This window comes from Streptomyces sp. NBC_00178, from assembly GCF_036206005.1.
In the GTDB taxonomy this organism is placed as follows: Bacteria; Actinomycetota; Actinomycetes; order Streptomycetales; family Streptomycetaceae; genus Streptomyces.
The window spans coordinates 5,760,565-5,780,532 of the sequence record NZ_CP108143.1; the positions used below are offsets into that span (position 1 = coordinate 5,760,565).

The 19,968-nt window shown below is 73.0% G+C and carries 15 protein-coding genes; 12 read left to right on the plus strand and 3 right to left on the minus strand.

Going from position 1 to position 19,968, the window contains the following annotated elements:
- Positions 1 to 81: 81 nt before the first annotated feature.
- Entirely contained in the window at positions 82 to 1,065 is a 984-nt protein-coding gene (locus tag OHT61_RS25175) for a GDP-L-fucose synthase family protein (RefSeq protein ID WP_329041356.1), read from the plus strand.
- Between the two features lie 72 nt (positions 1,066 to 1,137).
- Here the strand turns inward: OHT61_RS25175 and OHT61_RS25180 are convergent, their stop codons facing one another.
- A complete protein-coding gene (locus OHT61_RS25180) occupies positions 1,138 to 2,682 on the minus strand; it encodes a sugar transferase (RefSeq protein ID WP_329041357.1) in 1,545 nt (514 codons plus the stop codon).
- A 233-nt stretch (positions 2,683 to 2,915) separates the two neighbouring features.
- Between OHT61_RS25180 and OHT61_RS25185 the strand changes: the two genes are divergently transcribed.
- The gene (locus OHT61_RS25185; RefSeq protein WP_329041358.1) at positions 2,916 to 3,293 is read left to right on the plus strand and encodes an ankyrin repeat domain-containing protein; all 378 of its coding nucleotides are present in this window, start codon (positions 2,916 to 2,918) and stop codon (positions 3,291 to 3,293) included.
- Positions 3,294 to 3,374: 81 nt separating this feature from the next.
- Here OHT61_RS25185 and OHT61_RS25190 read toward each other — a convergent pair whose 3' ends face one another.
- Both OHT61_RS25190 and OHT61_RS25195 read right to left on the minus strand, forming a co-directional pair.
- Positions 3,375 to 4,847, minus strand: coding sequence for a catalase (locus OHT61_RS25190; RefSeq protein WP_329043385.1), 1,473 nt, complete (start codon positions 4,845 to 4,847; stop codon positions 3,375 to 3,377).
- Entirely contained in the window at positions 4,840 to 5,319 is a 480-nt protein-coding gene (locus tag OHT61_RS25195) for a Fur family transcriptional regulator (RefSeq protein ID WP_329041360.1), read from the minus strand. The genes OHT61_RS25190 and OHT61_RS25195 overlap by 8 nt, the downstream gene beginning before the upstream one ends.
- Before the next feature lie 307 nt (positions 5,320 to 5,626).
- Here OHT61_RS25195 and OHT61_RS25200 point away from each other — a divergent pair, with 307 nt between their 5' ends.
- The 10 genes from OHT61_RS25200 (at position 5,627) to OHT61_RS25245 (ending at position 19,859) form a co-directional block, all read left to right on the plus strand.
- Entirely contained in the window at positions 5,627 to 6,136 is a 510-nt protein-coding gene (locus tag OHT61_RS25200) for a methylated-DNA--[protein]-cysteine S-methyltransferase (RefSeq protein WP_329043386.1), read from the plus strand.
- A 92-nt stretch (positions 6,137 to 6,228) separates the two neighbouring features.
- Positions 6,229 to 6,783, plus strand: coding sequence for a hypothetical protein (locus OHT61_RS25205; RefSeq protein ID WP_329041361.1), 555 nt, complete (start codon positions 6,229 to 6,231; stop codon positions 6,781 to 6,783).
- The gene (locus OHT61_RS25210; RefSeq protein ID WP_329041362.1) at positions 6,780 to 7,454 is read left to right on the plus strand and encodes an alpha-ketoglutarate-dependent dioxygenase AlkB family protein; all 675 of its coding nucleotides are present in this window, start codon (positions 6,780 to 6,782) and stop codon (positions 7,452 to 7,454) included. The genes OHT61_RS25205 and OHT61_RS25210 overlap by 4 nt, the downstream gene beginning before the upstream one ends.
- A gap of 112 nt (positions 7,455 to 7,566) precedes the next feature.
- Positions 7,567 to 8,070 (plus strand): hypothetical protein, encoded by a 504-nt coding sequence (locus OHT61_RS25215; RefSeq protein WP_329041363.1) that lies wholly within the window; start codon positions 7,567 to 7,569, stop codon positions 8,068 to 8,070.
- Entirely contained in the window at positions 8,070 to 9,461 is a 1,392-nt protein-coding gene (locus tag OHT61_RS25220; protein ID WP_329041365.1) for a hypothetical protein, read from the plus strand. The genes OHT61_RS25215 and OHT61_RS25220 overlap by 1 nt, the downstream gene beginning before the upstream one ends.
- A complete protein-coding gene (locus tag OHT61_RS25225) occupies positions 9,458 to 10,888 on the plus strand; it encodes a vWA domain-containing protein (protein ID WP_329041366.1) in 1,431 nt (476 codons plus the stop codon). The genes OHT61_RS25220 and OHT61_RS25225 overlap by 4 nt, the downstream gene beginning before the upstream one ends.
- 95 nt (positions 10,889 to 10,983) lie before the next feature.
- Positions 10,984 to 12,096 carry an ATP-binding protein gene (locus tag OHT61_RS25230; protein WP_329041367.1) on the plus strand — a complete coding sequence of 371 codons (1,113 nt, stop codon included), beginning with the start codon at positions 10,984 to 10,986 and terminating at the stop codon, positions 12,094 to 12,096.
- Positions 12,097 to 12,173: 77 nt separating this feature from the next.
- The gene (locus tag OHT61_RS25235) at positions 12,174 to 14,987 is read left to right on the plus strand and encodes a hypothetical protein (protein ID WP_443049528.1); all 2,814 of its coding nucleotides are present in this window, start codon (positions 12,174 to 12,176) and stop codon (positions 14,985 to 14,987) included.
- Positions 14,988 to 15,172: 185 nt separating this feature from the next.
- The gene (locus OHT61_RS25240; protein ID WP_329041368.1) at positions 15,173 to 17,842 is read left to right on the plus strand and encodes a LuxR C-terminal-related transcriptional regulator; all 2,670 of its coding nucleotides are present in this window, start codon (positions 15,173 to 15,175) and stop codon (positions 17,840 to 17,842) included.
- Between the two features lie 274 nt (positions 17,843 to 18,116).
- Positions 18,117 to 19,859 carry a S8 family serine peptidase gene (locus tag OHT61_RS25245; RefSeq protein WP_329041370.1) on the plus strand — a complete coding sequence of 581 codons (1,743 nt, stop codon included), beginning with the start codon at positions 18,117 to 18,119 and terminating at the stop codon, positions 19,857 to 19,859.
- Positions 19,860 to 19,968: the final 109 nt, after the last annotated feature.

Genomic DNA, 19,968 nt, shown 5'->3' on the forward strand with positions numbered 1-19,968 from the left:
TTGTGTCACCGAAATTTCTGGATCTGAGCCGAATGCGGCAAAGGGTCACCCGGGTACCGGGCGGCTGGCAGAATCCGAGCCATGACGACTGACACCCCCGGCCCGGCCCGGGAATCCGCCCTGCCCCTGCTGCGCCCGGGCGCCCGCATATTCGTCGCGGGCCACCGCGGTCTCGTCGGATCGGCGCTGGTGCGCCGCCTCACCGCCGACGGCCACGAGGTGATCACCCGCGGCCGGGACGCGCTCGACCTGCGGGAGGCCGCGCCGACCGAGGCGTTCCTGCGCGAGACCCGCCCGGACGCCGTCGTTCTGGCCGCCGCCAAGGTGGGCGGGATCATGGCCAACAGCACCAGTCCGGTGCAGTTCCTGGAGGACAACCTCCGCATCCAGCTCGCCGTGATCGCCGGCGCGCACGCCGCCGGGATCGAGCGCCTGCTGTTCCTCGGCTCGTCGTGCATCTATCCCAAGCACGCCCCGCAGCCGATCCGTGAGGACGCGCTGCTCACGGGCCCGCTGGAGCCGACCAACGAGGCCTACGCGCTGGCCAAGATCGCCGGCATCGTCCAGGTCCAGTCCTACCGCCGGCAGTACGGCGCCTCGTACATCAGCGCCATGCCCACCAATCTCTACGGACCCGGCGACAACTTCGACCTGGAGACCTCGCACGTCCTGCCCGCCCTGATCCGCCGCTTCCACGAGGCGAAGCGGGACGGGGCCGGTGAGGTCACGCTGTGGGGCTCCGGAAGCCCTCGCCGCGAATTCCTCCACGTCGACGACCTCGCCGCCGCCTGCGTGCGGCTGCTGGAGTCCTACGACGGGGCCGAACCCGTCAACGTCGGCTGCGGCGAGGACCTGACGATCCGTGAACTCGCCGAGACCGTAAGGGATGTGACGGAGTTCGAGGGCCGCATCGTCTGGGACACCTCCAAGCCCGACGGCACCCCGCGCAAGCTTCTCGACGTGTCCCGGCTCTCCTCCCTCGGCTTCAAGCCGCAGATCCCCCTGCGGGACGGCATCGCCCGTACCTACGCCTGGTGGCTCGACGGCGGCGCCCCCCGCGACTGACCGCCCGGCCCGGCGGCCGCACCGTGTCCTGCTCCCGCGCACGCGTTTCCTCCCGCGTCCCCCCACCGTGCCTCAGTACGCGCCGCGGCCGTCGGTGACCGCGCGCACCGTACGGGCCAGCAGCCCCATGTCGCCGGCCACCGACCAGTTGTCGACGTACCAGAGGTCCAGCGACACCGTCTCCTGCCAGGACAGGTCCGACCTGCCGCTGACCTGCCACAGCCCGGTCAGGCCGGGCCTGACGGCCAGCCGCCGCAGCTCCCGCTCGTCGTAGCGCGAGACCTCCTCCGGCAACGGCGGACGGGGTCCTACCAGGGACATGTCACCCCGTAGCACGTTGAGGAGCTGCGGGAGCTCGTCCACGGACGTCCGGCGCAGGGCGTGCCCTATACGGGTCACACGAGGGTCGCGACGCATCTTGAACATCGGTCCCTCGCTCTCGTTCGCGGTCGCCAGCTGCTCCCTGCGCGCCTCGGCGTCCGCCACCATCGTCCGGAACTTCCACATGGTGAAGGGCCTGTTGTGCCGGCCGTGCCGGGTCTGGCGGTGGAAGACGGGACCGGGCGACGAGAGCCGCACGGCCAGGGCCACCCCGAAGAACAGGGGCGCGAGCGCCAGCAGCCCGAGCGCCGCACCGGCCCGGTCCACCACGGTCTTGAGCAGCGCCTGCGGGCCGTGCCGCAGCGGCGGCGCGACGTGCAGCAGGGTCAGCCCGGCCGCGGAGGCGGGGCGCACCCGGGCCGCCGCGACGCCGGACAGCTCCGAGAGCACGCAGAGGGCGAGCCCGCTGTCGTGCATGCCCCACGCCAGCCGGCGCAGCCGGTCGTCGTCGAGCTGCGGGCCGGGCGCCACGAGCACCAGGTCCGCGTCGTGTGCGAAGGCGCTGCCGAGCACCGTGGACACGTCGTCGTCGGCCCGCTCCGGCGCCAGCCGGCCGGGGACGGGACTTCCGCAGCTCGGCGCCTCCGGCCCCACCGGGACGACCGCGACGGCCCTGTAGAAGTGGTCCGTACGGGAGTTGAGCAGATTCACCGCCCGGTCCAGCCCCGCGGCCTCGCCGACCACGAGGACCCGGCGGCCACGCCGGCTCGCTGCCCGCCACCGCCCCGCCGCGGCGGCGAGGACGGCCACCCCGAGTCCGGGGACGAGGGCGGCGACGGCCGTGGCCGGGTCGAGGCCGCTTCCCGTCGTCGCCAGCAGTATCGCCAGTACGCCGACCAGCGCGAGCCAGTCGCCGACGGTGCCGTGCACCGCCCCGGCCGGTTCCCCCGGCAGCCGTCGGGCGTACCGTCCGCGCGACGCGCGCACACCGGCCCAGACGAGAGCCGCCGATGCCGCCGACGTCAGGGCCCCCGCCTGGTCGCCGGCGCGCAGCACGAGCAGTGCGGGAACTCCCAGTCCCAGCAGGTCGGTCAGGACGAGAGCGGGCACACGCGGATCGGGCAGCTTCCTCGCCCGTGGTCGTTCCGCGCGGTCGCGCCCCACGGTCGCCGGCGCTCTCCACACGCGCTCCGGAGCCACCGTGCGGTTCCGGGACGTGGCGGTACGCGGCCGTGGTGCCCCCGCCAGCCCGACAGGCCCGGATATATCCGTTTCAGGTATTTCGACATGCCCCATGAACCCCCCAGCCACAGTTGCATCCCCACAAACGGGGCGCATCCGCCGATCCCATGGACTGACGGATGCGCCCTCGCTCGGTGCACGATATCCACACACGTGCCATTTCGCTGGAGTTCTCGTGAAGTTCAGACACCTCGGGCGCTGTGATCCTCGTCCCGTTCCGGGCCCGCGTCGCGGGGCCTGCGGGGGCGCGTTCGCGGAGCGCCCGGGCCCCTGCCTAGGGTTGGAGCATGGAACCGCTCTCGGAGGAACAGACCCGCAGGCTCATCGTGATCGTGTCGGACCTGGCGAGGCAAGGGCGCACGGAAGAACTTCTGGAGTTCTTCGGCCACGGACTGCCGGTCGACGTCCAGGACCCCGAGGGGAACACCCCGCTCATGCTGGCCGCGTACCACGGACGCGAGGAGACGGTCCGGGCGCTGATCGGGCTCGGCGCCGACGTCGACCTGCGCAACGGCCGGGACCAGTCCCCCGTCGCGGGCGCCCTGTTCAAGGGCGAGGACGCGATCGTGGCCGCGCTGATCGCGGCCGGTGCCGACCTGGACGCGGGTACGCCCAGCGCCCGGGCCGCGGCGGAGCTGTTCGGCCGGACGGCGCTGCTCGGATAGCCGTCGCCCGGGCGGCGCGGGCGTGCTAAAAGGCCCCGGACGGGCGTGCGCCGTCCGGGGCCTTCACGTACTACGGCCTGATCAGGCCTGCTTGCTCGCCTGCAGGGCGTCGATGGCCTTGCGGACACCCTCGCCGTACGCGGCGTCGGCCTGCGTGCAGTGGTTGATGTGGCGCTCGACGGTCGCCTTCGAGGCGCCGTCGATCGCCCGGGCGGTGTTGCCGAACAGGGCGTCCTGCTCGTCCGGGGTCATCGCCCGGAACAGGTTGCCCGGCTGCTCGAAGTAGTTGTCGTCGTCCTCGCGGTAGTCGAACCGGTCGGCGGCGGCACCGTCGAGCGCCAGACCCGGCTCGGCGAACTGCGGCTGCTCGGCCCAGCGGCCGTAGCTGTTCGGGGTGTAGCCCGGTACGGCGCCCTGGTTGCCGTCCACGCGCAACTGGCCGTCACGGTGGTAGGTGTTGACGTTCTTCGCGCCACGGGGCTGGTTGACCGGAATCTGGTGGTGGTTGACCCCGACGCGGTAGCGGGCGGCGTCACCGTAGGAGAACAGCCGGCCCTGCAGCATGCGGTCGGGCGAAGCGCCCACGCCGGGCACGAGGTTGGCCGGGGTGAAGGCGGCCTGCTCCACGTCGGCGAAGTAGTTCTCCGGGTTGCGGTTGAGCTCGAACTCGCCTACCTCGATGAGCGGGTAGTCCTTCTTCGACCACACCTTGGTGAGGTCGAACGGGTGGTAGCGGTAGGTCGCCGCGTCCGCCTCCGGCATGACCTGGATGAAGAAGGTCCACTTCGGGTGGTCGCCGCGCTCGATGGCGTCGAACAGGTCCGCCTGCGAGGACTCGCGGTCGTCGGCGACGACCGCGGCGGCCTCCGCGTCGGTCAGGTTCTTGATGCCCTGCCGCGTGCGGAAGTGGAACTTCACCCAGAAGCGCTCGTTGCTCTCGTTGATGAACGAGTACGTGTGCGAGCCGAAGCCGTGCATGTGGCGGTAGCCGTCGGGGATCCCGCGGTCCGACATCACGATGGTGATCTGGTGCAGGGCCTCGGGGAGGCTCGTCCAGAAGTCCCAGTTGTTCTCCGCCGACCGCAGGTTGGTGCGCGGGTCGCGCTTGACCGCGCGGTTCAGGTCGGGGAAGTGGTGGGGGTCGCGGTGGAAGAAGACGGGCGTGTTGTTGCCGACGACGTCCCAGTTCCCCTCCTCCGTGTAGAAGCGGAGGGCGAATCCGCGGATGTCGCGCTCCGCGTCCGCCGCGCCGCGCTCACCGGCGACGGTGGAGAACCGGGCGAACAGCTCGGTCTGCTTGCCGACCTCGGAGAAGAGGGCCGCACGGGAGTAGCGCGTGATGTCCTGCGTCACCGTGAAGGTGCCGAAGGCGCCGGAACCCTTGGCGTGCATCCGGCGCTCGGGGATGACCTCACGGCTGAAGTGGGCCAGCTTCTCCAGGAACCAGACGTCCTGGAGCAGCATCGGCCCGCGCGGACCCGCGGTGACGGCGTTCTCGTTGTTCGCGACCGGTGCGCCGGCGGCAGTGGTCAGCGGCTTCGTGTTGTCAGAAATTGTCCTGCTCCTCCGTGTGAGAACTTCTGTTCACCGACTCCGGGTCCCCCCGGCCGCGCTCGGGCCGGCATACCGGGCACAGGCCCCAGTACGTGACCTCCACGTGGTCGATGGTGAACCCGTGGTTCCGGGGCGCGTCCAGGCGCGGAGCGTTCTGGGGACCTTCGACGTCGGCGATGGTGCCGCACGAGCGGCACACGACGTGCTGATGGTCGTCCCAGGTCTGTCCCTCGTACCGTGCCGGAGAGTTCGGCAGGTCGATCCGCCGCGCCAGTCCGGCGTCGACGAGCGTCTTGAGCACGTCGTAGACGGCTTGGGTGGAGACCGCGCCGATACGCTCGCGCACCAGCGCGAGGAGGGTGCTGACATCGGCGTGCGGGGTTTCGTGGACCGCCGAGAGCACGGCGACCCTGGGTCGGGTCACCCGCAGTGACACTCCGCGCAGGAGGGCCGTGGCCTCGGTTTCGATCACACGCGCAGTCAACCACTCTTCTGGAATGATTCCAATAAGAGTCCCGAATATGCCCGGATCCCGGCCCGGGGGTGCCCGCCGTCCCGTACTCCCGTCCACCCGGTCCCGGCAGCGTGATGTCCGATTTCCGCCAGCCCTGCGGCGCGGGATGCCGCACTCTTGAGGTGTGACGACGCACGACAGCGAATACCGGGCGGCGAGCGGCCGGGCTACCGGGCCCGACGGCGCCGGCCCGGTGGCCATGACCGGTCCGGCCCGGCAGAAGACCATGACCGACGCGTCCGGAAGGACCGGGAGGACCCCGAAGATGACCCTCTACACGACAGTCGACAGCCCGCTCGGCGAGCTGCTCCTCGTGGGACGGCGGTCGGCCACCGCCCCCGGCGGTACGGCCCTCGCCTCGCTCTCCGTCCCCGGCCAGAAGGGCGGAGCGACGGTCCAGGACGGCTGGGAGGAGGACGCGGACGCGTTCACCGCGATCACCGCGGAGCTGCGCGCCTACTTCGAGGGCCGGCGGACCGGCTTCGGCATCGAGTACACCACCGGCCGCGGCACGGACTTCCAGCGGCGCGTCTGGGCCGCACTGGAGGACATCCCGTACGGCACCACGCTCAGTTACGGCGAGATCGCCGCGCGCATCGGGGCCTCACGTGCCGCCGTGCGCTCGGTCGGGACCGCGATCGGCGCCAATCCGCTCCTGGTCGTGCGTCCGTGCCACCGCGTGATCGGCGCGAGCGGAGCCCTGACCGGCTACTCGGGCGGTCTCGACCGCAAGAGGCGGCTCCTGGACCTGGAGCTGCGGCACAAGGACGCCTGACCGCCGCCGCACCGCCGGGACCGGGGGCGCGGAACGGGTCACCCGGGACGGGCGCGGCCAGGGCATCGGAACGGACACAGGAGGCCCCACACGTGAGCACCATCCACCCATCCCCTCCGCCCGGTGTGGCCGGCCCGGCGGCCGGCACCGATGTCCCGGAGATTCCCGGACCGCACACCGAGGCCGAACTCGCGGCTCTGATCGGCATGGTGTGGAGCAGAACGGAGGCCCGCTCCGGGGCCGTCGCCGTGGGCCGCAGCCGGGACACCGCCTCCCGTGCCGCCGCCGACGCGTTCACCGAGGCCTGGCGTGCGCGGGGCGGCACGGTCCTCGCCGTCGTGGACTGGCCGGAGACGGCGGCCTCCTGGCTGCGGCCCGCAACGAGACTGACCGCCGGTCCGCCCGACGCGTGGGTGGTCGCCGCCGCGCTGCCCGGATTCGCCAGGCTGGCCGTGAGGCTGCGCCGGTCCACCGCCTGGGACCCGGCCCGCACCTTCGCCTTCGCCTCCCTCCAGGACTCCCGCCTCCCGGTCCTCGCGGGCCCCGACACCGTGCACGGCCTGCGCGGCGCCACGGCGGCGGGGGGCACCTGGGACGTCCGCCACCGCTGGGTGACCTCGTACGAGGCGCCGACGCCGGTTTCATGAGCGCGCTGATCCCCCGCCCGCCCATGGAGGTCGCACCGGGCGCGGTGCACGTCCCCGGCTGGCTCACCGACGCCGAGCAGCGCGACCTCGTGACGGCCTGCCGTGCCTGGGCCACCGGGCCCGTGCCCATCCGCCGCACGCGACTCCCGCGCGGCGGCGTCATGTCCGTGCAGACCGTGTGCGTGGGCTGGCACTGGCGCCCGTACGCCTACTCCCGTACCGCGGACGACGTGAACGGCCGGCGGGTCGCGGACTTCCCCGACTGGATGGTCCGGCTGGGCCGGCGCGCCCTCCTGGAGGCGTACGGCGACCGGGCGCAGGCGGACGGATACACCCCGGACACCGCACTGATCAACTTCTACGACGGCCAGGCCAGGATGGGCATGCACCAGGACAAGGACGAGCGCGTCCCGGCCCCGGTCGTCTCCCTGTCCATCGGCGACTCCTGCGTCTTCCGCGTCGGCAACACCGAGACCCGCACCAGGCCGTACACCGACATCGAACTCGCCTCGGGCGACCTGTTCGTCCTCGGCGGCCCGTCACGCTTCGCCTACCACGGGGTCCCCAAGGTCATCGAGGGCACAGGCGACCCCGCGACCGGGCTGAGGTCGGGGCGGCTGAACATCACCATGCGCGTCACGGGGCTCACCGCAGCGGACGGCGGTGGCTGAGGAGCGGTCCATCGGCCGTGGCCACGGCGTTGTCAGTGCGCGCCGGTAGGTTCATTCGTGTTCCGCCGGTCCGGCGTGGACAACCCCTCAGCTGTGCATTGGAGATGGCGCGTTGTCGGATTGGGAGAGGTCGAGCACGGCGCGGGTCATACCGCCCGCGCGGCCCCGTAAGCTCGCCAAGGTTCCGTTCGCCGAACTGGCCGACGGACGACTGCAGGGCGTCGTGTCCAGCGGCTCGGACATCGGACGGGTCTACGTGTCCTCGGTCGCGGCCGGGACCTACGCCTTCGCCTGCAGCACCAACAACAACCGGCCGTGCGGCGGCGCGCGCGGCTCGTTCTGCAACCACATCGTGGCCTTGGTCAACGAGGCCGTCCTGCAGTACGGCGCCGCGCGCGTGGTGCGGTACCTCAAGGCAGAGGTCCCCGACGGGGACGTCGACGGGCCCGTGCTCGTCTCGGCCATGAGGAGCGCCCGCCCGCCGATGGACGCCACCAAGGCCGCCGCCTCGGTCTTCAGCCGCTTCCTCCGCCACCTCACCTACCTGGAACACGCCCCGGCCACCGTGCCGTTGCCCGAGATGCAGTTCTTCCCGCCGACCCGGGCGGCGGCGTGATGCGCGCCGATCTGCTCACCGAGCCCGTGGAGGGACTGGACGAGGCGATGGCCGCCGTCGACGCCTTCGACCGCGCGCTCGTCGCCGGACTGATCCGGCCGCAGCCCGCCGAGACCGCCGGAGCCACCCGGCTCGCCCACGCCGTCTCGGGGACGCCGCTGGCCGGCCGGGTCGCCGAGGCGGCGGAGAAGGCCGCGGCCGGAGCCGCCGGTGAGGACCACTTCGTCGCGCTGGCCGCTGCCCGCACCGCGCTGCTCGGCTCGGTCCACGACGCCCTGCTGGCCCGCGCCGAGGAGGCCGTGGGACGGGCCCGCGAGGACGCCCCCGGCCCCGCGGCCGGTGCGCAGCCGGCGGCGAACCTGCTGACCGCCGCCCGCGCCTGGCTGGCCGACCTGGCGCGCTGCGGATGGCAGGGCCTCGACCACGAGGTCGTCTCCGGCGTCGCGGAGGTCGTCTCCGCGATGCTCCCGGACCCGGCGATGCGCCGGCTCGCCACCCTCCTCGACGGATTCGCCGCCGAACTCGCCGCCTCCTGCCCCGGCGCGTCGATGGAGACCTACCCCGAGCGCCGCTGGGCCGACCTGTGGTCGCGCGGGATGCTCCTGACCGTGCCCGGCGCCGGCGCCGCGCCCGTCGTCGGGACCGCCGACGGACGCCTCCTGCCGCTCGGCATCGACGTGCACGAGCACGCGACCGCCGCCCAGGCGCAGGTGCACGCCGTGTTCGAGCCGGCCGACGGCTCCACGCCCCGCCTGGTCCGCGCCAGTGTCTCGGTGCCCAAGCCCGACACGGTCGTCGGGGCGGGCATCTGGCAACTGCTGCGTCCGCACATGTCCCTGCTGACCGCCGCCGGTGAGGGCCGTTCCATGATCCTCACCGGAATGCCGGTCACCGCCGAGGGCGACCTCGTCTGGAGCGACGAGCACGCCCGGCCGGGTGAGCCCGCCGAGGCGTTCGCCACCGCCAGGGTCTCGCTGCCCACGGCGGCCGCCCAAGCGACCGCGCCCCTGGACCGGCACCCGGCGCGCATCGCCGTACCCGTCTTCCTGGAGGGCTACACCGCGCGGACGGACGACGACGGCGCGGTGACCTTCACCGTCGCCGGGCTCGAACTCGCCGTCGACACCGACCGGGTGCCTGCCGCCGGCCCGCTCACCCCGGAGGCCGTGGCCAAGTCGGGTGCGTGCATCGGACTGATCCGCTGGGACGCGGGGGAGTTCGGTGTGCAGCCGCTCGCCGTCGAGACCACCGTGCGCAAGAAGGTGACCGCGGTCCACGCGGGGGCCTGGGCGGGCGGCACGGCCGACAAGGCAGGGGTCAGGGCGGAGAAGGCCGCGACCGACGCCGCGAAGGTGCTGACCGAGCGAGCGGGAAGGCTGCTGCGGAAATGACGGAGCAGGAGATCCCCGGGGCACCCGCCACGACCTCGTACGACAACCGGCGCCAGGTCATGTACTGGCGCCTCCTCGCCCGGCTCTTCGACCACGAGGAGCAGGCGTCCCTGGAAGCGGCGAGCCTCGCCGTCGTCGAGGACATCGGACTGCCCGGCGCGCTACTGGACCCGCAGGCCTCCGTCGACTCGGTCGTGCAGCGCCATCCGGAGCTGGCAGCCGAGTTCGACGGCCTGATGGTCCCGGAGGCCGCGGAGGACGGACCCCGCGCGCAGGACGCCGACGACGGCCGCGACCGGGCCGCCGAGGTGCGGCGCGCGGCACTCGTGTCCAAGGTGCTGCTCAACGTCTTCCACTCCCCGCCCGGCACCGTCACCGCCGGTCAGCTGTCGCGCTGGCAGTCCGACGCGGACTGGCTGGAGCGCGCCCTCGGCTGCGAGCCCGGGCAACTGCGCGGCGGCCGTCGCGGGGGCAGGGGCGCCGGCCCGACCGGCACGGGAGGCGGCGGCAGGACACCCGACCTCAGCCGGCTCATCCCGGAGATCGGACCCGAGCTCGGCTCCATCGAGGCCGGCCTCGTCAAGCGGATGCGGCTGCGCGAGGTCCTCGCCGACCCCGGGCTCGCCGCGCAGCTGACGCCGAGCATGTCGCTGATCGAGCAGCTGCTGCGCGACAAGGACAACCTCTCCGGCGTCGCGCTGGCCAACGCCAAGGCCCTCATCCGCCGGTTCGTCGACGAGGTCGCCGAAGTGCTCCGCACCCAGGTGGAGAAGTCCACGGTCGGCGCCCTGGACCGGTCGGTCCCGCCCAAGCGGGTGTTCCGCAACCTGGACCTCGACCGGACGATCTGGAAGAACCTCACCAACTGGAGCCCCGAGGAGGAGCGGCTCTACGTGGACCGCCTCTTCTACCGGCACACCGCGCGGAAGACGACGCCCCAGCGGCTGATCGTGGTGGTCGACCAGTCGGGCTCGATGGTGGACTCGATGGTCAACTGCACCATCCTGGCCTCGATCTTCGCCGGGCTGCCCAAGGTGGACGTGCACCTCATCGCGTACGACACGCAGGCGCTCGATCTCACCCCATGGGTGCACGACCCGTTCGAGACGCTGCTGCGCACCAACCTCGGCGGCGGAACCGACGGCACCGTCGCCATGGCCCTCGCCCAGCCGAAGATCGCCGAGCCCCGCAACACCGTCGTGGTCTGGATATCGGACTTCTACGAATGGCGGAGCGAGCCCCTGTTCGAGAGCATGGCCGCGATCCACCGCTCCGGGGCCAAGTTCATCCCCGTCGGTTCGGTGACGAGCTCCGGGCGCGCCAGCGTGAACCCCTGGTTCCGGGAGCGCTTCAAGGACCAGGGCACTCCGGTGCTGTCCGGCCACATCCGCAAGCTCGTCCACGAGCTCAAGACCTTCCTCACCTAGCCCGCTCCGGTCCGCGGCCGTCGTCCCGGACCGAAGAGCGGCCGGCTCCGTGCGAGCCGCACACACCCCACCCGCATCCTTCGAAAGGCACACCCATGTCCGACCTGTTGCGCGCCCCCGCCGAGATCAAGTACGCCGAGGAGCTCGACTGGCTGGAGTCGGTCGACGACGCGCCCAAGCCCTTCTCGTGGCGCCTGTCACCCAAGATGGTCCGCCTCTTCATCCTGGGCTCCGAGCGCGCGGACGGCCTCGACCGCGAGATCCCCCAGAAGTGGTACGGCGACCGCAGCTTCGTCGAGCGGTCCATCGTCACGCTGGCCTCCGACCGCGGACTGCTCCTGATCGGCGACCCGGGGACGGGCAAGAGCTGGCTGGCCGAGCTGCTGTCGGCGGCCATCTCCCGCAACTCGACACGCGTGGTGCAGGGGACGGCCGGCACCACCGAGGACCACATCAAGTACTCCTGGAACGTCTCGATGGTCATCTCCAAGGGCCAGTCGCGTGAGTCGATGATCCCCTCGCCGATCATGACCGCGATGGAGACCGGCACGATCGGCCGCTTCGAGGAGCTCACCCGCTCCACCAGCGACGTACAGGACGCCCTGATCTCCATCCTGTCCGAGAAGTACATCTCGGTGCCGGAGATGGACAGCGACAACATCGTCTTCGCCAAGCCGGGCTTCTCCGTCATCGCCACCGCCAACAGCCGCGACCGCGGGGTCAACGACCTGTCCTCCGCCCTCAAGCGCCGCTTCAACTTCGTCCGCATCCCGGTGGTGACCAACAAGAAGAGCGAGGCGGAGATCGTCCGCTTCCGCACCGAGGAACTGCTGCGCCGCCACCAGATCGACCTCGACGTGCCGCCCACCCTCCTCGACGTACTCCTGCAGAGCTTCGCCGACCTGCGGGCCTCCTCGGCGGCCGCGGGCAGCGACGACGAGAAGCTGGAGTCGGCCCTGTCCAGCGCCGAGCAGATCGGTGTGCTGGAGGACGCGATCCTGCACAGCAACTTCTTCGGGGAGCGGGCCCTGACGGCCCGCACCCTCGCGTCCTCGCTCGTCGGATCGCTGGCGCGCCGCGAACCCGAGGACCTGGCCATCCTCAACAAGTACCTGCACGGCGTCGTCGAGCCGCGCAGCAAGGAGGAGGGGGGCTCCTGGCCGGAGTTCCTCGAGGGCGGCCGCGACGCGATCGCCACCCTGTCGTGAGCCCGGCCGGCCCCGGGAGCCCCGACGGTCCCGCCAACCCTGAGAGTCCCGTGAGCCCTGCGACCCCCGGCGGCCCTGTGAAACCAGTCCTGAGCGCGGACGTCCCCGACGGCCGGCAGACGCCCTTCGAGGCCCTGCGCGGGCAGCTCCAGCACGCGGCGACGGAGTTCGCCGACGGGCCGGACGCGCTGCAGGGCATCCTCCTCGGCATCGTCGACGACGTCGAGCGGGCCGTCCACGAGCCGCTGGAGATCTTCCCCGTCTGCCACCACTCGCCCGCCTCGGCCGTCGCCATGGCGCGCCGGCTGCGGGAGAAGCAGCCGAAGGTGGTCTACCTGGAGCTGTGCGAGGACATGGCGCCGCTCCTGTCCGAGCTGCGCAACTGCCGCCTCCCCGTGGCCGTCCAGGCCTTCGCGAGCGACGTCCGGGGATTCCCCGCGGAGTGGGCGCCGCTCTCGGTCGTCGCCCCGATCACGGAGGCGTCGGCCGAGTACCAGGCCATCGCCTACGCGCTGGACACCCCGGGCGTCGAGCTGGTCCTCGTCGACCGGTCCTCCGACCACGTGTTCCAGTGGCAGGCCGGCGTGCAGGAGCCCGCAGGACCCGGCGACCGGCCCACCGAGGAGGAGGCGGCGCTCCATGGCGACGCCGTCGGCGTGGAGATCGGCGACCTCCGCCCGCGCTTCGCCGAACTGGAGGAACACCTGCTGCACCACGGCAGGGTGCGGCACTGGTCGGAGTGGTGGCACCAGTACGTCGAGCTGCCGCTCGGCGACAGCGACCACGACACCTACCGGCAGGTGATGCTCCTGATCGGCAGCCTGTTCCGGCGTCTGGCCCCGGGCGACCCGGGGCGGGTCCGCGTCGACGAGGACCGCGAGCGGTACATGTGGACCCGGATGCGCGAACACCTCGCCGCGACCGGCACCGACCCCGAGGACTGCCTCTACGTCTGCGGCGCGTTCCACGCGTCCAGCCGGGTGGCGGAGTTCGGCGTGCACGGCAGCGACACCTTCGAGATCACCCCTCCGGGCGGGAGCACCTGGAGGCACGGCCTGATCCCGTCCAGCCACGCCGCCATCGAGGCGCAGTTCGGCCTCGCGGCGGGCTCGGTCTCGATCGCCGCCACCCAGTGGGCGAAGAACCTCAAGCGGACCCGGGTGCAGCCGTTCCGGCTCGCCGGGCAGGCCGGCGGGAAGCCGAGGAAGGCGGCGGCACCGGCCGTCCCCGCGGCCCCGGAGCAGCCCTCCGACAAGCTGTCCGGCTTCCTGCAGAGCCCGCCCGCCCTCGACCGGCTGGACGAGGCCGAACTCCTCGGCTGGTCCGTGGAGATCGTGCGCTCGGCCCGCCGCAACGGCTATCTCGCGTCCACCGCCGACGCCATCTCGGTGTTCGAGACGTCGATCCTGCTGGCCGGCATGCGGGACCGGGCGAGGCCCACCCCGTACGACTTCCAGGACGCCGCGGTCACCTGCATCGAGAAGGACACCGTGCCCGGCCGGCGAGACGTGCGCCGCCTCGTCGAGATCCTGATGGGCGGCGACCGCGTCGGCCAGGTCGGTTACGAGGCGCTGCCGCCGCTGGCGCGGGACGTGCACGACAGACTCGCCCCGCTGGACATGAAGCTCCAGCAGCGCGGCGTGCAGCGGGCGTTGCTCGACATGACGTCCCGGCCGGAGCTGCGGCCGTGCTCCGACGTGCTGTGGATGCTGCGCCGCCTCATGCCGCACGGCGCCGCACGGCCGATCATGGGGGAGCGGGAGCTCGGCAAACGGTCGGTGCAGGAGTCCTGGGACCTCGCCCTCGGCACCCACCAGCGGGCCCTGATCGAGCTCGGCTACGAGGGCGTGAGCATCGAGCAGGTCCTCGAACAGCGCCTGCGCCGCGTGGCGTACGCCCCGGACGTCACCACCGCGGCGGTCCTGGAGGCCGTCGAGGACGCGGTGCTGTACCTCGGCGGCGACCGCCTGGCCGACGAGCTGGGCACCCGGGCGCTGGAGGTGCTGGCCACCGAGCGCAGCGTCGACGGGGCGCCGGAGGTGCTGCGCCGGGTGCGCAGGCTGCTGGCGTACTACCGGATCAGCCGCCCCGTGCTGCCGTCCTGGATCGAGTCCTTCGCGAAGACGGGCTACGCCCACTACTGCACGCTCCTGCCGACGGCGTTCACCGACGAGGACGCGACCGTGCGCCAGGTCGCGGCGATGCTGGGCTTCCTGTTCAGCATGGAGAGCCTCGCCCTGTCGCTCGGCTGCGACCGCACGCAGCTCGACCTGGCCTTCGCGCAGTCCCACCCGCGGGAACCGTCGAGGACGGCTCTGCTGTGGGCGGCCCAGGTGCAGCTCGGGCAGCTCTCCCGCACCGATCTGCGGGAGCGGTGCGACGCGCTGCTGGACGACCCTCTGGTGGTGCCCGCCTACCCGCGCTACCTCAGCGGTCTCCTCCATGCCCTGGAACCGGTCCCGCAGCTGGCCGACTTCGTCGTGGAAGCGGTGTCGAACGCCTTCGCGCGGCTGCCTGACCCGGTGCTGCTGCCCTGGCTGCCGATGCTGATCACCACGCTGCGGTCCGAGGGCGCCGACCTGGCTCCGCTGCTGATCCGCGAGGCGGGACGCGTCTTCCCGGGCCGGCTGCCGGTTCTGGACAGCTGGGTCCCGCCGTGGAAGGCCGCCGTGGAGTCACCGGCCGTCCCCGCCACGGACGGCGGCGGCACCGCACGCCGCGCGGTGCTGCTGTCCGTGTACCCCGAGACCTGCGACGGCCTGGCGCTGCTGCTGGGCTGCGAGGGCACCTGGGAGGCGGGGGCGGAGGCCGAGGCTCCGGGCGGAGCGGCGATCGTCGGCCGCCACCCGGAGGCCGCGGCCGCGCTGGAGGCGCTGCTGGCCGGAGTCTGAGACCGGGCGGCGGGCGAAGTGCCGCTGGACGCCCGGCACGGCCGGAGGTACTTTCGCCCTCCACCTTCAGCTCCGGTACACCTGGGAGTCACGATGGTCCTGGTCGGGCGGACCGGAGAGCTGCACGCCCTGCTCGACGCGGTCGCCCACCCTCCCTCGGTCGCCCTCGTCGAGGGCGAGGCGGGGTGGGCAAGTCCCGCCTGATCCGCGAAGCCGTCGGCCACCCCGTGCTCGGCCCCGGGCGGGGAGCGGGGGTGACACTTCTCGCCGGAGCATGCCCACCGCTGCGCGAACCCTTCCCGTACGGCCCCGTCTTCGACGTGCTCAGGACCCTCGAAGGCGCGGTGCCGGCCGGACTGAACCCGGTGTGCGGGGCGCTGCGCCCCTACATGCCGGAACTCGCCGGCCGGCTGCCGCCCGCGCCCGACCCACTGGCCGATCCGGCGGCCGCGGCCCACCGGCTCTTCCGCGCGGTGCGCGCCCTGCTGGCCGCGACAGCCCCGGTCGTCCTCGTCGTCGAGGATCTCCACTGGGCCGACGACGGGACGAGGGACCTGCTGCGCTTCCTCGTCGACGACCCGCCACCGGGGCTGTCCACCGTGCTCAGTTACCGGCGCGAGGACCTTCCGGGCGGGTCGCTGCCGCTCGGCCGCGCCTACCGGCACCCGCCCGGCGTCACATCGGTGCTGATCCCGCTCGTCCCGCTTGACGTCACCGGGGTGCGCACCCTGGCCGCAGCGCTGACGGGCGGCGACGTGCCGACGGCCGTGGCGGAGCGGCTCCACGGCCGGACCGCCGGAATACCGTTCGTGCTGGAGTTCGTCCTGGAGGACCCCGCCGAGCTGGACGGATCCGGCGGCGCGGTTCCCGCCCTCCTCCAGGAGGCGATGACCGAACGGCTGGCCGGCCTGTCGGCGCCCGCGGCGGCGTCGGTGCACGCCGCCGCCGTGCTGCGCGTGCCCGCGACCGAGGAGCTGATCGGAGCGGTGGCCGGCCAGAAGGGCGACGCGGCGGCGGACGCGCTCCGGGAGGCACTGCTCGCCGGCGTGCTGCACGACATCGGGGACGACCGGTACGGATTCCGCCATGGACTGGCCCAACAGGCGGTGTACGAGGGGCTCCTGCGCCTCGACCGGCGCCGGCTGCACCGCCGGGTGGTCACCGTCCTCGCCGCGCAGGACAACCCGCCTCTCGTTCAACTCTCCTATCACGCGAAGGAGTCGGGTGACCTCGACATCTGGCGCGGGTATGCCGAGCAGGCCGCCCAGTCCGCCCGCGAGCTCGGTGACACCGCACTCGCCGTCGAACTCTACGAGCAGTTGCTCGACGATCCCGGGCTGCCGGAGGCCGACCGTGCGCGGATGGCCGTGCGGCTCAGCCGCGCCGCACTGGTGGGCCTCGCGTACCGGCGCTCCAGCCGGCTGCTGCGCCGTATCGTCTCGTCCGCCCCGTCCGTGGACCTGCCCGACGCCGTACGCGGGGAGATCCGGCTCAACCTGGGGCTGCTGCTCAACAACCAGGCCGGCCGGCACGAACAGGGCCGGCTCGACACCGAGGCCGCCGTCGACGAGCTCCACGACCAGCCCGAACTCGCGGCCCGCGGCATGGCGGGGCTCGCCATGCCCGTATGGGGCGAGCACCACGAGTCGGTGTACGTGCGCTGGGCCGAGCGCGCGGAGGAACTGGCCGCCCGGCACGGTGACCGCGCCCTGCGCATCGCCGTACGCGGCAACCACCTGGCGCTGCGGGTCGGTCTCGGCCGCGGCGACGAGGCGTGCGCCGAGGCGCTGGCCCTGCTCGGGGAGCCGGCGGAGCGCGCCGAGCAGGTGCAGCTGGCCCGGATGTGCGCCAACCTGACCGACGTCTGCGCGTGGGTGGGGCGCGACGCCGACGCCGGACGGTTCTCGGCCGAGGGGATGCGGCTGGCGGAGGCCGCGGGCGCGCCGTTCATGCGCGGCATCATCGAGGGAACCGCGCTGCGCATGGCGTGGACGCGGGGCCGCTGGCAGGGGCTCGCCGAGGCCGCCCGCGGCGTGCTCGCCGACGCCCCCGGCCTCTCCGGCATCGAGTCCGACGCCCACCTCGTGGTCGGGCTGCTCGCCGAGACGCGAGGGGAGTGGGGGCAGGCACTGGGGCACCTCGAAGCCGCCGCGCTCGGCGATCCGTCCAACGCCCCCGCCCCCGCGCTCGCCGTCGCGTCGGCGGCGGCCGTCCGCGTCCTGCTGGAGCGCGGCGAGGTGCCGGAGGCCTGCGCCGAGGCGGACCGGGCGCTCGGCCGGGTGCGGCGCAAGGGCGTCTGGGGCTGGGCGGCCGAACTCGTCCCGGCCGCGGTGGCGGCGTACGCCAGGGCGGGGCGCGCCGTGGCGGCCGGGGAGCTGGTGGCGGAGTTCGAGGCGGGACTCGGTGACCGGGACGCGCCCGCCGCCCGGGCGGCGCTCGCGGCCTGCCGGGGAGCGCACGCCGAGGCCGCCGTGCTGTTCGCGGCGCTTCCGGCCCCCTATCCGGCGGCCCTGTGCGCGGAGGCGGCGGCGTCCGACGTGGAACAACTCGCTGCGGTGGCCGCCCGGTTCGAGGCGCTGGGGGCGACCCGCGACGCCGCCCGCTGCCGTAGCGCGCTGAGGGGGAGCGGAGTCGCGCGGACCGGCGGGTCGCCCCGAGGGCGCAGGGGCTACGGCAACGAGCTCTCCCCACGCGAACGCGACGTCGCCCGCCTGGTCGCCACCGGGCACACCAACCGGCAGATCGCCGAGCTGCTGTTCCTGTCGCCCCGGACGGTGGAACAGCACGTCGCGAAGGTGCTGCGGAAGCTGGACGTCGCCACCCGCGCCGAGGTCGAGCGGGCGGGACCGGTCTGAACCCCCGCATGATTCCGGCGGCGCGGGCCGCATTTCTTACGTAGCCCTACGGACCGCGGTACGGATTGTTCCGCATCCCCGCGCCCGGCGAGAGTGGCACCGCCGCCGCACCGGACTCCACCACCCCGAAGCGGGAATCCGGCCGCGGCGGCGGGGCCCCACCCCGTGACGGCGGCGCGCCCACCCGGCGCGCCGCCGGCCACGATCCCCTCACCGGAGTCAAGGGAGAGACGACACCATGCTCACAGGCAGCAGACCGCGCCGCGCAGGCGCGTTGTGTACCGGCGCCGCCGTCGCGGCGGTGCTCGGTCTCGCCGGGAACGTCCCCGCGCAGGCCGCCACCGCGCCCTCGCCCTCGGCCCATGGCCGGGTCCTGGGCGCGGACAGCGCCGACGCCATACCCGGCAGGTACGTCGTGGCCCTGGACGGCGCCCCCGGGATCGCCGCCGCCACCACCGCGCGGCAACTCGTGGCCGAGCACGGCGGCACGCTGCGCACGGTCTACTCGACCGCCTTCCGGGGCTTCGCCCTGGAGGCCACGGCGACGCAGGCCCGGGAACTCGCGGCGTCGGCGGGGGTGCGATACGTCCAGGCCGACGCGGTGGTCCGGGCCACGGGCACCCAGCCCGCCCCGCCGTCCTGGGGCCTGGACCGCGTCGACGGTGCCAAGGACTCCTCGTACGCCTACCCGAACGCGGGTGAGGGCGTCACGGCGTACATCGTGGACACCGGGCTGTACGGCCAGCACGCCGATTTCGAGGGCCGGGCCTCGTCCGGTTACGACTTCATCGACAACGACAGCGATGCCAGCGACTGTCATGGGCATGGCACGCATGTGGCGGGCACGGTGGGCAGCAAGGACTACGGCGTGGCCAAGAAGGTGAAGCTCGTCGGCGTGCGCGTCCTCAACTGCCAGGGCTCGGGCTCCACCTCGCAGATCGTCGCCGGCATGGACTGGGTGGCCAGGAACGCCAAGAAGCCGGCGATCGCCAACATGTCGCTCGGCGGCGGCAGCGACCAGGCGATGGACGACGCGGTCCAGGGCGCCATCAACGCCGGGGTGCCGGTCGCGGTGGCAGCCGGCAACGACAGCAAGGACGCCTGCGGCACCAGTCCCGCCCGCCTGCCGGCCGCCATCACGCTCGGTTCCACCGACAGCAACGACGCCCGCTCCAGCTTCTCCAACTACGGCCGCTGCCTGGACCTGTTCGCACCCGGAGGCTCGATCGTCTCCACCAGGATGGGCGGCGGCACGCAGACCATGAGCGGCACGTCCATGGCCACCCCGCACGCTGCGGGCGCGGCCGCGATCTACCTGTCGGCGCACACCGGAGCCACCCCGCAGCAGGTGCGGGACGCTCTGGTGAACAACTCCCTCTCCGGGGTCGTCACCAACCCGGGCACGTCGTCCCCCAACAAGCTCCTCGACGTGAGCGACCTGGGCGGAACCCCCACCGAGCCGGGCGAACCCGTGGCCGCCTTCACGGCCCAGTGCTCCGCCACCGGCCCCGCCTGCGCCTTCGACGGCTCGGGCTCCTTCGATCCGGACGGCTCCATCAGCTCCTACGCATGGGACTTCGGCGACGGAACCACGGGGGAGGGCGCCAAGCCCTCACACACGTACGCGAAGGCCGGCACCTACGGCGTCCGTCTCACCGTCACCGACGACAGCGGTGAGACGGGCACCCTGACCAAGCAGGTCACGGCGGGGACCACCGAACCCCCGTCAGGCCAGGTGCCCACCGCCTCGTTCACCCTGTCCTGCTGGTACGCGGACTGCACCTTCGACGCCTCCGCCTCCACCGACCCGGACGACGACATCGCCTCCTACGCCTGGAAGTTCGGCGACAACACCACCGCGAACGGACGCACCGCGACCCACCGGTACCCCGCGGCCCAGCGGACCTACACCGCCCAGCTGACCGTCACCGACAAGGGCGGCAGGACGGGGACGGCCTCCCGCCAGGTCACCTGCTTCGCGGTCGGATCGGGCCAGCCGCTCTGCTTCGCGGGCTGACATCCGTCGACCGGGACCGGCGCTGGACGGCCCGGGCCGACACCGGTGACCCGGCTGACCCGGGCGACTGGAGGACCGCACCGACGGGGGTGCCCCGGTCCCGGCCCGT